We start from the raw sequence: 14,082 nt of genomic DNA on the forward strand, positions 1-14,082 counted from the left end.
GAAATCAACGATATGGATCGGAATTTTGAATCATGAATTTGCGTGTGGTGGGTTTCGTCCTATGCCTTCTGCCCTGCTTCGCTGGCCATGCTCTGGCCGCTGACACGCCGCGGGCTGTTGCCGAGAAGTTCTGCGCGACCAGGCTCAAAGGCGATGAGGCGGCGGTGCGCTCGCTGCTTACGCCGTCGCTGATCAAATCGATTGAGGAGGCGGAAGCGCGCAACGACATCATCGCCAAGGCTTCGCCGGACGAGAAGCCGCCATTCGGCGACGGCATTCCCTATCAGAGCTTTCCGGATGCAGCGCCGGTCTGCGAGGTGGGCGACGAGAAGCAGGTTCCGGGCCGGACCGAGATCGAGGTTCGATACATGTTCCCGGACACGGAGGGCGCGGCCTGGACGGACAAGCTCGTCCTGATTGCCTCGGATGACCGCCTGCTGATCGACAATGTGGTATTCGAGACTTCGGTGAACGATACCGACGAGATCAGTCTGCGCAGCGTCTTGTTCAACGCTTTCGACCAATAAGCGGGCCGACCAACAGAGCCGAACCGGCTATCGCAACTGCCGCAGACCTCCCCAACACCCGGTGATTTCGTGACAGATCCAGTTCTCGTCGAAGTACTGCGCGGCGGCCTCGTCGAAAGCGCTCATCGCGGGGCCCTGGCCGTCTTCGACGCTGACCGCAAACCGATATGGGAGGTCGGTGATACCGCCCGCCCGGTTTTCCCGCGCTCGGCTGTGAAGGCGATTCAGGCGCTGCCGCTCGTGGAAAGCGGCGCCGCCGATGCCTACGGCTTCGGCGACAGGGAATTGGCGCTGGCATGCGCCTCGCATAGTGGCGAAGAGGCACATATCGAACTTGCCCGCTCGATTCTGGCCAGAGCCGGGTTGAGCGAAGCAGCGCTCGAATGCGGTGCGCACTGGCCCAGCCAGCAAGCCGCCATGGTCGCGCTTGCTCGAGAGGGCAAGATGCCGACCGGCCTGCATAACAATTGCTCCGGTAAGCATGCTGGCTTCATCTGCGTGTGCTGCAATGCCGGGATCGATCATCGCGGCTACATAGCAGCCGGCCACAAGCTTCAGGAGATGGTGCGCGAGGCGATGGAGGATGTGACAGGCGCGGCGCACGGGCCGGGCAACCGCGGCACCGATGGCTGCTCGATCCCGACCTATGCCGTGCCGCTGAAGAATCTCGCTATCGGTTTTGCAAAAATGGCCACGGGGCAGGGGCTGTCACCCGGCCGTGCCAAGGCGGCGAAGCGCCTGTTTGCTGCCTGCATGGCCGAGCCGTTCTATGTCGCAGGGACGGGCCGGGCCGACACGGCGCTGATGCAGTCGGCGCCCGGGCGCATTTTCGTGAAGATCGGGGCGGAAGGCGTCTATTGCGCAGCGGTGCCCGAACTGGGGCTCGGCATTGCGCTGAAATGCGACGACGGCGCCGGGCGGGCCGCCGAAGTGGCGATTTCAGCGGTGCTGGCGAGCCTGTTCGCCAGGAACGAGGCGCTCTCCGCCAAACTGACCGAACTTGCCAATCCCGCCCTGACCAACTGGAACGGTATTGCGGTCGGGAGCAGCCGGCCAACCGCCGTGTTGAACGAGGTCAGACACTGACCTCAGCTGACGTGATTGCGCTCGACGGTAAGGTGCGGGAACCCGGAATTTTCCGCCATCGCGAGGTCGGAAGTGACCGGATCGGACCAGCGATGGCCGATGACCGCGCCGCTTCTTGCGCCGTCGATGACGTTTTCCGCGATGATTGCCGAGCCGGCGCCTTCGACCACCGAAACTGCGATCCCGGTTCCGGTCTTGCGGATGACGTTGCCGGTGGCCGCGACATTGCGCATGAACGGACCCCAGCCGATCTTCATCCCGTATAGCGGCGCGTTCTCGACCATGTTGCCTGTCACGGTAGTATCGGCCTCGACCGTGATGCCGACGCCGAAGCCCGGCGCGTCGGCGGGGTAGGGGCCTTCGGTCGAAAGATTGCGCACGATGTTGCCTGAGCAGACACCCGCCCGCCCGCCTTCGTTGAAATTGACCATCGAGATCCCATTCGCCGCGCCGTCGACGATGTTGCCGATGATGATCGCGCCTTCGAACGCAAATTCGGCGTAGAGCGCCGTTTCGCCGCTGCGCGTACAGCTGTTGCCTGCGATTTGCAGATTGCTCGAACTGTTGGCGCGGATCGCCGAGAAAGCGCAGTCCGCAACCGAATTTTTTGCCACCCTCACGCCGTTTGCGCGGAAAGTATTGATGCCGTTGCCGTATTGACCCGTGCCGCCATTGCGCGCTCCAATCCGCTCGACGCGGTTTCCGGTCACGATCGTCCCGTCATCAGCGGCCTGCCAGCGATGCACCAGAATGCCGCCATTGGCGCAATCTGAGACGCTGTTGCCGGTGATGTCGAGACGCACGGCTTCCACCGAGTAGATGCCGGCGTCCGCGGCGCCCGAAATACTCGAGCGGTCGATCCGGCCGGTAACGCGCTCGAGCGCGGCGCCATTCTTGCCGCTGCCTCTGATCTGGCAGTTTTCGACCACCAGATCGCCGATACGGCGAAGATCGAGCAGCCCCTGCGCCTGATCGCCGATCCAGCGGTTCGCCCCATCGAGAACGAGCCCCGAAAGCTCGATGTGTCCGGCTTCCTCGGCCAGCATCAGATAGCCGCCGCCGCCATAGATGATGCGGGTCGCGCCGGGCACGCCGCTGAGGCGGACATGCCGCGGCAGCGACAGGTTGGAGACGATGTAGACGCCGGGCGGCAGGAACACCGGCATGTCGCGGTTCGCTGCCTCCTCCAGCATTTTGGCGAAGGCCTTGCTCTGGTCGTCAAAGGCGGCGGGCCGCAGGCCGAGTTCGCCGGCATTGATCGAACCGCGCATGGCGGCCAGCTTGATGCCGGAGAGTTCCGAGGCGCTGGCGCTGAGCGGCGAGGCGAGACCCGCGACAGCGAAACCCGCCGTGGCGGTCAAAAAGCTGCGTCTGTTCAACATCGGCACAGTCCCGGTGATGTTTTGCCTTGTTACGCAGGAAGCGTACCAACGCCGATCGGGCTTGTGCGACCGCCGGGCAGGGCTTAGGCTCGCTTGATGAGCAGGGCCTTCACGCGCGAAGACGACAACAACAACGGCATCTCCGATATTGGCGAGCGCCCGGTAAGTTCGCACCGTAATCTTGTGACGCCGGCCGGCCTGGCGGCTATCGACAAGATGGTCGCAGACCTGCGCGAGGAGTTCGCGAAAGCGGAGTCCGAAGGCAATCGCGAGCGCATGGCGTTGGCTTCGCGCGATTTGCGTTACTGGGTGGCCCGCCGCGAAAGCGCCGAGGTTTCCGTACCCGAACCCGACAGCAAGGTCGTCCGTTTCGGCATGACGGTCACTATCGAGAACGAGGACGGGAAAAGCCATTCCTGGAAGATTGTCGGCGAGGACGAGGCCGACGCTGCGCATGGCATGATCTCGCACGTCTCGCCGATGGCGCAGGCCCTGTTTGGCAAGAAGGTAGGCGATCTGGCCGTTGTCAACGGCAAGGAGTGGGAGATTGTCGAGATTGGGTAGCCAGGCGTGCACTACTGCGAGCTAGCAACCCGATACTTTTCCAACCGCCTATCTGCCTCGGTCAGCTTGGCCCTGAACTCCTCGGTCATGTGCGGAGAGGCGTCGCCTTGCGCCAAGATCGAGAATGCGACATCGTAGCGAGCCATCACCTTGCGAGCGGCGGCAAGTTGCTTTTCGGTGATCTTTTCCGGCTTGGTCATCCTGCAGCCTTAGGTAAGCAGTGCGACCTTAGCACATGCCGCTCTAATCAGCTAGCAACCCATCCAGCAACCTCTCCGCAGCCTCCGGTATCACCGTGCCCGGTGGAAAGATTTCCGTCGCACCGGCCTTCAACACGGCGTCGTAATCCTGCGGAGGAATGACTCCGCCGGCTATGATCCTGATGTCATCACGGCCGAGTTTCTTGAGGGCGCCGCGAAGCTCGGGAATAAGTGTCAGGTGGCCGGCCGCGAGTGACGACGCGCCGACTATGTGCACGTCATGGTCGGAGGCGAGCCTGGCGATCTCTTCAGGCGTCTGGAACATCGCGCCGACCGTCACGTCGAAACCGAGATCGGCAAAGGCGGTGGCGACGACCTTCTGGCCGCGGTCATGGCCATCCTGTCCCATTTTGGCCACGAGGATGCGCGGCTTTGCGCCGTTTTTCTTCTCGAATGCCGCAACCTTGTTTTGGACCCGATCGATGACGGCGTTCTGGCCGATCTCGTTGCGGTAAACGCCGGAAATAGTCTGGACCGACGCGACATGCCGGCCGAATGCTTTTTCCAGCGCCAGCGAGATTTCGCCGACTGTCGCCTTGGCGCGGGCGGCACGGATCGCAAATTCCAGCAGATTCCCGTTCGAGCGAGCCGCATAGGTCAGCGCGTCGAGCGCGGTTTCCACCGCTGCGACATCGCGCGTGCCCTTCAACTGCTGGAGCTTCGAGAGCTGGCGAGCCCGCACTTCGGCATTGTCGATCTTGAGGACGTTGACTTCGATGTCCTTTTCCGGCCGATAGGCGTTGACCCCGACAAGCGCCTGCTCGCCGGAGTCGATGCGCGCCTGGGTGCGCGCGGCGGCCTCCTCAATGCGCAGCTTTGGGATGCCCTTCTCGACCGCAGCCGCCATCCCGCCGAGGCTCTCCACCTCTTCGATGTGCCCGAGCGCCTTTGCCGCCAGATCCTGCGTCAGGCGCTCGACGAAGGCCGACCCGGCCCAGGGGTCGATGATGCGGGTCGTGCCGGATTCCTTCTGCAGAATCAGTTGCGTGTTGCGGGCGATGCGTGCCGAATGGTCCGTCGGCAGCGCCAGCGCTTCATCGAAGGAATTGGTGTGCAGCGACTGGGTATGCCCCTGTGTTGCGGCCATGGCCTCGATCATGGTGCGCATGATGTTGTTGTAAGGGTCCTGCGCGGTGAGCGACCAGCCGGAGGTCTGGCAATGAGTGCGCAGCGACAGCGAGCGCGGATCCTCCGGCGAAAAGTTCTTCTGGATGAGCGTCGCCCAGAGCAGGCGCGCCGCCCGCATCTTGGCGACTTCCATGAAGAAATTCATTCCGATCGCCCAGAAGAAGGACAGGCGCGGCGCGAAGCGGTCGATGTCGAGCCCTGCCGCTACGCCGGCGCGCGCATATTCGATGCCGTCGGCGATGGTGTAGGCAAGTTCCAGGTCGGCCGTCGCCCCGGCCTCCTGCATGTGGTAGCCGGAAATCGAGATGGAGTTGAACTTCGGCATATGCGTCGAAGTATATGAAAAGATGTCCGAAACGATCCGCATCGATGGCTTCGGCGGATAGATGTAGGTGTTGCGGACCATGAACTCCTTCAGAATGTCGTTCTGAATAGTTCCGGCGAGGTCCTTCTGCGCCACGCCCTGTTCTTCCGCCGCGACGATGTAGAGCGCCATGATCGGCAGCACGGCGCCGTTCATCGTCATCGAAACGGTCATCTGGTCGAGTGGAATGCCGTCGAACAACTGACGCATGTCCAGGATCGAATCGATCGCGACGCCTGCCATTCCGACGTCGCCCGCCACGCGTGGATGATCGCTGTCGTAGCCTCGATGCGTCGCAAGGTCGAAGGCAACCGACAAGCCTTTCTGGCCGCCGGCCAGGTTGCGCCGGTAGAAGGCGTTGGATTCCTCGGCGGTCGAGAAGCCGGCATATTGGCGGATCGTCCAGGGCTGCTGGACATACATTGTCGGGTAGGGGCCGCGAATGAAGGGCGCCGCACCGGGATAGGTGTCGAGATAGGGTAGCCCGGCAAGATCGCTCTTGCCGTAGGTGCGCTTGACGGTGATCCCTTCGGGCGTCAGCCAGGTGTCCGCGTCGCTCGACGACGCGCTGGTCTTTGGTTCGGACCATGCAATCCTGGTGAAGTCAGGAATCATCCGACAGCCTCTAGCAATTCGTCTATTCGCATGGCGTCCAGCCGTTGGCAGAACGCCGCACCGTCTGTGGGCAGGGGGCGTCGCTCCGCTTCCAGCGTCTGGACCGGCGTTTCCTGTTTCGCCGGATAGAGCGTGGTCCCGACCAGCACCCGCTTGCCGTCGCGATAGTCTTTTGTACGCGCTTCACGCGCCGCCAAGACACGGTTCTGGATGTGGCCCTCCGCCAGGCTGGCCAGTATGCCGCCTTCGGCCTCGATGCTTTGGAATTCCTTCCACGCCGCGTCGCAAAGCGCTGTCGTCAGAGCCTCGATGCCTCCCGATCCGCAGGCCGGGTCGGCGACGAAATCGACATGGCTTTCTCCCGCCAGGATCAGTTGCGTGTTGCGCGCGATTCGTCGGGCAAATGCGTCGGGCAGACCAAGCGCTATCGTGTGCGGAAGAATCGATACCGAATCCGCGCTCCCGGCCGCCGCTGCAAACCCGGCGAGCGTGGTACGTAGAATGTTGGTTTCAGGATCCTTCGCCGTCATCATTCGGTACGAGGTTTCCGCGTGGATGGCCGCCGAGGAAGGCGGTATCGAGCAGGCCTGCTGCGCCCGCTCCCATAGCCTCCGCAACGCCCTTATCTTGGCCATAGACAGGAACTGGTCCTGATCGACGCTGAGCGAGAAGCCGATATGCGGTGCGGCATAGATCAGCGCCTGCCGCGCCTGCTCGAACAGCTTGAGGTGGGATACCGCCGCGGCGAGCACGATGCCGAGTTCCTGCGCCTCGGTGGCGCCGGCATTGTGGAACACCCGGCCATCCGCCTCGAGCAGGACACCCGGAACGCCGAGCGCGAAGAAATGCGCCAGCGATTGCGGCATCGACGCCTGCAGCGCCTCGATCGACATGCGCAGGCGGCCGGTGCCGGCAAATATGGCGGCGGAATCTATGCCGAAGGACAGGCGCAGCTTGGCCGGATCGGCGCGGCGCTTGGTCAGAAGCGCCACCAGCCAGTCCGCCATCGCGCGGCTAGCGGGATGGACGTCGATCCTGAGATGGGTGCGGTTGAGGGCAACGTTCTCGAGGACGGCCTGCAAAGCCTCCGCCGTTCCGGGCAAGCCGTAACCGAACGCATTGGGGGCCCCCTCGAAAACCAGCGACAGACCGGTGGCGCCCTGCGCAATGTCCTCCAGCGCCTGCGCGTTGGCGCGGGCGGGATCGGGATCGTCGACACGCTGCACGACAATCCACGGCGTCTGCGGGTTCTTGCGCGTCAGCGGCTTGAACTGAGCGGCGCGATCGTAGAGCGGCTCGATGCGAATGCCGTCATCAGTGTGCGAAACCAGGGCTTCTTCGAAAGACATGCCGGCCAAGGCCTTGGCGGTGAGCGCCAGCCATTGTTCTCTATCAACTGCCGGGAACTCGACAGTACCGACTGCGTTTTCGGCGTCCATGCGCATCCCTTCTTTCTGCCGACTGCCTGCCCCAAATCGAATCTTATGACCGGAAGCGGTGCGCGGCAATGCGCTCCGAACCTCTTGCCATTGTTGTCCGCGGATCGCGGCCAAAATAGGCGTTGCAATCAGATTCTGGATTGCCAAACCCCGCCGCACTCCGCAACCCTTGATAGGGCATTTTGTCCGAACAGCATTGTGGCGCTGGAACCGCGCCACTATACCGGTTCGGACGCCACAACGTCGCAAGCCCTTTAGGCCGCTACCGGAGACTGAATTCATGGCGGGAGAAGACAGCATCTTTATCGGCGCAAGCCGAAAGCCGGACGACAGCTACCAGCAGCCGGAAAGGCTTCTTTTGAAATACGGCAATCGTCACGGGCTGGTGACCGGCGCCACCGGCACCGGCAAGACGGTGACGCTGCAGATCCTGGCCGAGGGCTTTTCCAATGCCGGCGTGCCGGTTTTCTGCGCCGACATAAAGGGCGACCTTTCCGGCATAGCCATGATGGGCGAGGCGAAGGATTTCCTCGTTGCGCGCGCCGAGGCGATCAAACTCGACCCATATGAGTTCCAGGAATTCCCGGTCATCTTCTGGGATCTGTTCGGCGAGCAGGGCCATCCGATCCGGGCAACCATCTCGGAAATGGGGCCGCTGCTTCTGTCGCGGCTGATGAACCTGTCGGAAGCGCAGGAAGGCATCATGAACATCGCCTTCCGGATCGCGGACGAAGAGGGATTGCTGCTGCTCGATATGAAGGATCTGCAGTCGCTGCTGGCCAATATTGCCGGGCGCGCCGACGAGATCGGCGCGCGCTATGGCAACGTGACCAAACCTTCCGTGGGCGCCATCCAGCGCTCGCTGCTGGTGCTGGAGCAGCAGGGCGCGACGCACTTCTTCGGCGAGCCGGCGCTGAAGATCGCCGATATCATGCGCACCACGCGCGACGGTCGCGGCGCGATCAACGTTCTTGCCGCCGACAAGCTGATGATGAACCCGCGCCTCTACGCGACGTTCCTGCTCTGGCTCATGTCGGAGCTTTTCGAGGAATTGCCGGAAGTCGGCGATCCGGACCAACCGAAGCTGGTGTTCTTCTTCGACGAGGCGCATTTGCTGTTCGACGAGGCGCCGAAGGCCCTGGTCGATCGCGTCGAGCAGGTTGTGCGGCTGATCCGGTCCAAGGGCGTCGGCGTGTATTTCGTTACGCAAAACCCGCTGGACATACCGGAGACCGTGCTCGCCCAACTGGGCAACCGCGTCCAGCACGCGCTGCGTGCCTATACGCCGCGCGAGCAGAAGGCGGTCAAGACCGCCGCGGACACGTTCCGGCCAAACCCGGATTTTGATTGCGCCAAGGCGATCACTCAACTCGGAGTCGGTGAGGCGCTGGTCTCGACCCTTGAGGCCAAAGCCATCCCATCAATGGTGCAGCGGACGCTGATTCGCCCGCCGTCCTCGCGCCTCGGGCCGATCACGCCCGAAGAGCGCCGGAAGCTCGTGGCCGAAAGCCCGGTGGCAGGGCAGTACGACAAGACGATCGACCGCGAATCGGCCTTCGAACTGCTGCAGAAGCGGGCCGCCGACGCCCAGAAGGCTGAGGAGGAGGCGCAGGGCCGCGAACAGGATGATTCCGGCCGCTCGCGCTGGACCATTCCGGGATTCGGCGACGAAGAGGACGACGGCTACGCGCCGCCCCGCAATTCGCGATCCCGATCGGCGCCTCGGCCTCGCGCGTCAAACCGTCAGACGGTTGCCGAAGCGGCCATCAAGTCGGTCGTGCGCTCGGTCGGTTCGTCAGTCGGCCGCGCATTGGTACGCGGCATTCTCGGCAGCCTGAAAAAGGGATTTTGAGACCGCGAAGCCACTCATCCTGGTGATGAAATCTGACGCTTGGTACCCGACCCAGACTCCGCTTTGGGTGGTGAGCGGACGACACTGCTCGTCCCGCTAACAAGATTCAGTATCTCCGGATTGCATCGGCTCACGAAAGCAGGAATTCACCGCAAATAAGCGGTGGGGCGGTCATGGAAGAAAGAGCCGAATCGAAGAAATCGGTCCGCAAGTGTGCCGATGAAATTAAGCCGTTTCGCTGCAAACATCTGATCGCTTTGCTTGAGAATCCGACTGATGTGAAGAATATTGGAACGGTGATCCGGAACGTGAATGCCTTGGGTGTCGAGAAGGTCTATGTAGTCGACCCTCGCCGATCCCTGCCTGACGAATGGCAGGATTTGCGCGATCGGAGGTCGGAACTTGTAGAAGGTCGCCGCCGAGATGCCGTGCTTGCGGCAGACGTCCGCCGTCTTCGCACCAGCCTCCTGCTCCTTCAGCATCCCGATGATCTGTTCTTCCGTGAACCGCGATGGTCGCATCGTCCGTCTCCGTGATCGACGGACTCTGCCCAATTCTGGAGGAAGTTCAGGGTCTCAGGTCAGCACTGGCGAAGCCTTGTTGCTCGGCCCTCGTGATTGTGAGCGCGCGGCTGTCGGCGCGCTCAACCCATTTCAATTTGAGCGATCGGGCCAACAGCGTCGCCCCGCTAATCAAGCACGACCACGGCCTCCACCTCGAAGAGCATGGGGTCAATCGCAAGCTTGGGAACGGGAGTCAGCGTCTGCGCCGGCAGCGCCTCGCCAAACATTTCCTTGACGTTCCTGGTCAACACCTCGAGCTTGGACATATCGTGATCGACCACGAAGACCGTGAGCTTGGCGACGTGATCCGGCCGGGCGCCGAGCGCATCGAGGGCGGTGCGCAAATTTGCGTAGGCCTGCTCAACCTGGACAGCGAAATCGGGCGATAAGGCTCCTGTGCTGTCCTGGCCGCCCTGTCCGGAGATGTAGGCCACCTTGGCTCCGCCGGGCACGATCACCGCCGTGCTGTACCCATTCGGCGTCGGGTCGAAGAGGTTTTGTGGATTGACGATGGTCAGCTTGAGATCGTTCTCATTCGCTGTCGTCGCAGTGGGAACGCCCATGGTCATGATGATTAGCCCTCCGATAAGCAGATGCTTGATTGCGCGTGACATGATTTTTCTCTTGGCTCTGAGAGCTACGAGCACCCTCGCGGCCGTCAGGATAGAACTTTAACCCGTCGCCTATGCGACCGACTCGTACGCCGCACGAGTCATCCTATGGTACGGTGTACGAGTCAACCGCTCAGCATCGACATTCCTGACGTTGCCTGCCAAAATCGAGGTACCGGACCAGCGAGGAAGACGGATGGCAGCCAAACGCAGCGGCGCCCGACGCAAACAGTCCCAACCGATAAATGTGCGGCTCCAGCCCGTGCAGGAGCCGCGCAGCGAACCGCCCCTCTCTCGGGAACGTATCGTGGCGACCGCGGTAGAGCTGCTGGACGCCCAAGGGCTAGACGGATTGACGATGCGTCGGCTGGCCGATCGCCTCGGCTCGGGCGTGATGAGCCTATATTGGCACGTCGACAACAAGGAGGATGTCTTTGATCTGGCGCTCGACTCGGTGCTCGAATATTGCGGACCGCCGCAAACAGTTGAATCTCAAGACTGGCGCGAGGAAGCCGTTCATATGCTCGAAGACTGGCGCGCCAGCATGCTGCGCCATCCCTGGTCGGCATCGCTGTTGCCGCGCCGGGCGCTCGGCCCGAACATCCTCAGTCGCCTGGAACTGCTGAGCCAGACCTTGTCCAGAGCCGGTGTAGCGGACGCAAATCTGAACGTCGCGATATGGTCGCTCTGGAACTATGTGATGGGCGCCACCATCACCCGGACGAACTTCGACCTCCCGGACGACTGCAGGGCCGCCACGCAGCAGCGCTTTACACATCTCAGCGAACGCTACCCGACAATCGAACGCTCCCGCTTGCTGTTGGACAGCGACTGGGATGACGCCTTCCGGAAAGGCCTCGGCTTCCTGCTCGATGGCCTCGCTCCAGGATAGTGAACTCTTCCTTCATCTCGTACGCAAATGAGTAGAAGGCGGGACGGCCGAGATGGGTCGAAACAGGTATTTCGGCGCCGGTACCAAGCGTCGGATTTTCACCACTTGTTGGAGGCGACGGCGCCAACTGCGGGATCCGATGGCTCTCAGGCCATCGGAATGCCGGACGTGACCAGGATCGGCGTGCGATTGGGCACGCGGTCGTAGAGGTCGATAATGTCCTGGTTCATCAGCCGGACGCAGCCTGACGAAACCGACTTGCCGATGGAATTCCATTCGGGCGAGCCGTGCACGCGGTAAAGCGTGTCTTCGCCGTTCTGGAAAATATAGAGCGCACGAGCACCGAGCGGATTGTTCAGCCCGGGCGGCATGCCGCCATTTTCCACGCTGTATCTTGCCAGTTTGGGATCGCGCGCAATCATCTCGGCGGGCGGCGTCCATTTCGGCCACTTCCGCTTCCATTGGATGACTGCCCGGCCGGACCACTCGAAACCGGCGCGGCCGAGACCGACGCCATAGCGTATCGCCTGCCCGTTTTCGCGGACGAGGTAGAGAAAATGGTTAGAGGTATCGACCACTACTGTCCCGGGCCGTTCGCCGGTTGGATCCTGAACGATCTGGCGGTAGTAGCGCGGATCCACTTTCTTGATGGGCACTCCCGGAATCTCGTAACCTTCGTCGACCATAGGGCCGTACATCAGCGCATAGCTGCCGAGCGAAGGCTCGATTTCGGGCGTGGGCGCTATCTGCACCGGCTCGAACTGGGCGTAATGGGGCATGCTGGTGCATGCCGACACCGTCAGAGCTGCTGCGCCGGTTGCCGCGGCGCCGAGAAACCGTCTGCGAGTGAATTGGGAGGAAGAAACCGAAGTGATGCTCATGATACCCTTTTAATTCTCGAGGCCGGGATAGATAGTTTCCGACCTCGCAATAATGCGTGAACGCCCCGTGCTCGTTCCTCCCCGGATGGGGCGCGATAGGCGGTTCTGAATCTGTCGCGAGGGTGAAAAAAGAAAGGCGAAGGTGTGTCTGCCTCACCGCTGTTGCATTTGGGCAACGGATGGCTCAGGCGCCGGCGAGCAACCCTTCCAGCGAGGGCAGGATGAGGGCGGGCGGGTGGTCGCGGTATTCGTCGGGCTGGCCGCTGCGGTTTACCCAGACGGTGTGGAAACCGAACTTGGCCGCCCCGGCGACATCCCAGCGGTTGGAAGACTGGAAGGATATTGAGGCGGGGTAGAGACGCCAGTTCGTCGCCACTAGATCGTAGACGGATGGGTCGGTCTTGAACTTCCGGACCTGGTCGACGGAGAATATGTCGTCGAGCACCGTGTCGAGCGCCGCGGAACGGACCGCCGCCTCCAGCATTGCCGGCGAACCGTTCGACAGGATTGCAAGACGCGCGCCTTCCGCCTTGAGTGCCTTCAGCACCGCCGGGACCTCCGGATAGCAGTCGAGCCGCCAGTATGCGTCGAGCAGATCCTGCCGCAGCGACCGGTCGGCGGACGGCACCCTATCGAACGCGAAGTCGAGCGCCTGTTCAGTCAGTTGCCAGAAATCCGCGTAGGAGCCCATGAGGCTCCGGACCCAGGAATATTCAAGCTGCTTTGCCCGCCAGATGTCGGACAGCAGCTGCCCCTCAGGGCCGATTGCAGCCGCATGCCGCCGCACCGCAGCGTGGACGTCGAACAGCGTTCCATAGGCGTCGAATACGAAGGCGGCGTGGTGCATTCCAAACTCGTCCATCATTGCGGGCGCGGACGCAATACCCTTCGCTGCTGAACATCGCTTCTGGCATCAACAATTCCTCTTGCCCGATGGTTGACGGCGCCGGACAAAGCGTCTTCCATTGCACCTCACCGAGATTTGGGACTTCACATGAGCTTATCGACGCCCGCGCAATCGACGACCTGGACCTATGTCGACGGAGACTGGCATGAGGGCAATGTCGCGCTCATCGGCCCCCGCAGCCACGCAATGTGGCTGGGCACCAGCGTCTTCGACGGTGGCAGGTGGTTCGAGGGCGTATCACCGGATCTCGATCGGCATTGCGCGCGCGTCAACGCATCGGCGGTTTCGCTCGGCCTGAACCCGACAATGGCCACCGAGGAGATTGTCGGCCTGGCATGGGACGGCTGGAAGAAATTCGACGGCAAGACGGCCGTCTATGTCCGGCCGATGTACTGGGCCGAACACGGCGGCTATATGGGCGTTCCGGCCGACCCGGATTCGACCCGCTTCTGTCTTTGCCTCTACGAAGCGCCGATGATCCCGCCATCGGGTTTTTCGGTGACGGTTTCCCCGTTCCGCCGCCCGACGCTGGAAACCATGCCGACCAACGCCAAGGCCGGCTGCCTCTATCCCAACAATGGCAGGGCCATCCTAGAAGCCAAGCAGCGCGGCTTCGACAATGCGCTGGTGCGCGACCTGCTCGGCAACGTCGCCGAAACCGGCACGTCGAACATTTTCCTGGTCAAGGACGGCCACGTCTTCACGCCGGCTCCGAACGGAACTTTTCTTTCCGGCATCACGCGTGCGCGTACGATTGCGCTGCTCGCGGATTACGGCTTCCGCACGACCGAGACCACGCTTTCGGTGCGCGACTTCATGGAAGCCGACGAGATCTTCTCCACCGGCAACCACTCCAAGGTGGTCCCCGTGACCAGGATCGAGGACCGCGACCTGCAGCCGGGGCCAGTGGCCAAGAAGGCGCGGGAACTCTATTGGGAGTGGGCGCATTCGGCTTGAGATTCGGGTGAGGCCGGCCTGCAAATGGTGGCTTTCTGCGCTTCCGGTGCTCAC

General features: G+C 62.4%; 13 protein-coding genes and 1 pseudogene. 6 read left to right on the forward strand and 8 right to left on the reverse strand.

Translation table 11 applies throughout. The annotated features are described in order from the left end of the window. Nucleotides 1-32 precede the first annotated feature (32 nt). Both ABVK50_RS07360 and ABVK50_RS07365 read left to right on the forward strand, forming a co-directional pair. Nucleotides 33-527, forward strand: a complete 495-nt coding sequence (locus ABVK50_RS07360; RefSeq protein ID WP_353642182.1) for a hypothetical protein — start codon at nucleotides 33-35, stop codon at nucleotides 525-527. 69 nt (nucleotides 528-596) lie between these two features. Next, a complete protein-coding gene (locus ABVK50_RS07365; RefSeq protein WP_353642181.1) occupies nucleotides 597-1,613 on the forward strand; it encodes an asparaginase in 1,017 nt (338 codons plus the stop codon). Nucleotides 1,614-1,615: 2 nt separating this feature from the next. Here the strand turns inward: ABVK50_RS07365 and ABVK50_RS07370 are convergent, their stop codons facing one another. Then, nucleotides 1,616-2,995: a TIGR03808 family TAT-translocated repetitive protein gene (locus ABVK50_RS07370; RefSeq protein WP_353642180.1), complete on the reverse strand. Its 1,380-nt coding sequence runs from the start codon at nucleotides 2,993-2,995 to the stop codon at nucleotides 1,616-1,618. 96 nt (nucleotides 2,996-3,091) lie between these two features. On the opposite strand from ABVK50_RS07370, the gene greA reads away from it, so the two are divergent. After that, entirely contained in the window at nucleotides 3,092-3,559 is a 468-nt protein-coding gene (greA, locus tag ABVK50_RS07375) for a transcription elongation factor GreA (protein ID WP_353642179.1), read from the forward strand. Nucleotides 3,560-3,570: 11 nt separating this feature from the next. Here the strand turns inward: greA and ABVK50_RS07380 are convergent, their stop codons facing one another. From ABVK50_RS07380 to ABVK50_RS07390, 3 genes are read right to left on the reverse strand one after another with little or no spacing between them, the layout of a single operon-like run. Then, on the reverse strand, nucleotides 3,571-3,759 hold the full coding sequence (locus tag ABVK50_RS07380) for a hypothetical protein (protein ID WP_353642178.1): 189 nt from the start codon (nucleotides 3,757-3,759) through the stop codon (nucleotides 3,571-3,573). Between the two features lie 43 nt (nucleotides 3,760-3,802). Next, nucleotides 3,803-5,926 (reverse strand): methylmalonyl-CoA mutase, encoded by a 2,124-nt coding sequence (gene scpA / locus ABVK50_RS07385; protein WP_353642177.1) that lies wholly within the window; start codon nucleotides 5,924-5,926, stop codon nucleotides 3,803-3,805. Next, on the reverse strand, nucleotides 5,923-7,365 hold the full coding sequence (locus ABVK50_RS07390; protein ID WP_353642176.1) for a methylmalonyl-CoA mutase subunit beta: 1,443 nt from the start codon (nucleotides 7,363-7,365) through the stop codon (nucleotides 5,923-5,925). The genes scpA and ABVK50_RS07390 overlap by 4 nt, the downstream gene beginning before the upstream one ends. Nucleotides 7,366-7,645: 280 nt before the next feature. On the opposite strand from ABVK50_RS07390, the gene ABVK50_RS07395 reads away from it, so the two are divergent. Then, nucleotides 7,646-9,217 carry a helicase HerA-like C-terminal domain-containing protein gene (locus ABVK50_RS07395; RefSeq protein WP_353642175.1) on the forward strand — a complete coding sequence of 524 codons (1,572 nt, stop codon included), beginning with the start codon at nucleotides 7,646-7,648 and terminating at the stop codon, nucleotides 9,215-9,217. A 395-nt stretch (nucleotides 9,218-9,612) separates the two neighbouring features. On the opposite strand, the pseudogene ABVK50_RS07400 reads toward ABVK50_RS07395, so the two are convergent. Then, nucleotides 9,613-9,738: pseudogene (locus tag ABVK50_RS07400) on the reverse strand (transposase); the annotation flags it as partial. 167 nt (nucleotides 9,739-9,905) lie between these two features. Further along, nucleotides 9,906-10,394, reverse strand: coding sequence for a RidA family protein (locus ABVK50_RS07405; RefSeq protein WP_353642174.1), 489 nt, complete (start codon nucleotides 10,392-10,394; stop codon nucleotides 9,906-9,908). A gap of 193 nt (nucleotides 10,395-10,587) precedes the next feature. Here ABVK50_RS07405 and ABVK50_RS07410 point away from each other — a divergent pair, with 193 nt between their 5' ends. Further along, nucleotides 10,588-11,283: a TetR/AcrR family transcriptional regulator C-terminal domain-containing protein gene (locus tag ABVK50_RS07410; protein ID WP_353642173.1), complete on the forward strand. Its 696-nt coding sequence runs from the start codon at nucleotides 10,588-10,590 to the stop codon at nucleotides 11,281-11,283. A 146-nt stretch (nucleotides 11,284-11,429) separates the two neighbouring features. Here the strand turns inward: ABVK50_RS07410 and ABVK50_RS07415 are convergent, their stop codons facing one another. Continuing rightward, on the reverse strand, nucleotides 11,430-12,164 hold the full coding sequence (locus ABVK50_RS07415; RefSeq protein WP_353642172.1) for a L,D-transpeptidase: 735 nt from the start codon (nucleotides 12,162-12,164) through the stop codon (nucleotides 11,430-11,432). 184 nt (nucleotides 12,165-12,348) lie between these two features. Continuing rightward, entirely contained in the window at nucleotides 12,349-13,011 is a 663-nt protein-coding gene (locus tag ABVK50_RS07420) for a haloacid dehalogenase type II (RefSeq protein WP_353642171.1), read from the reverse strand. Nucleotides 13,012-13,158: 147 nt separating this feature from the next. On the opposite strand from ABVK50_RS07420, the gene ABVK50_RS07425 reads away from it, so the two are divergent. After that, nucleotides 13,159-14,028 carry a branched-chain amino acid aminotransferase gene (locus ABVK50_RS07425; RefSeq protein WP_353642170.1) on the forward strand — a complete coding sequence of 290 codons (870 nt, stop codon included), beginning with the start codon at nucleotides 13,159-13,161 and terminating at the stop codon, nucleotides 14,026-14,028. Nucleotides 14,029-14,082 lie beyond the last annotated feature (54 nt).

This window comes from Mesorhizobium sp. WSM2240, assembly GCF_040438645.1.
Classification (GTDB): Bacteria; Pseudomonadota; Alphaproteobacteria; order Rhizobiales; family Rhizobiaceae; genus Allomesorhizobium.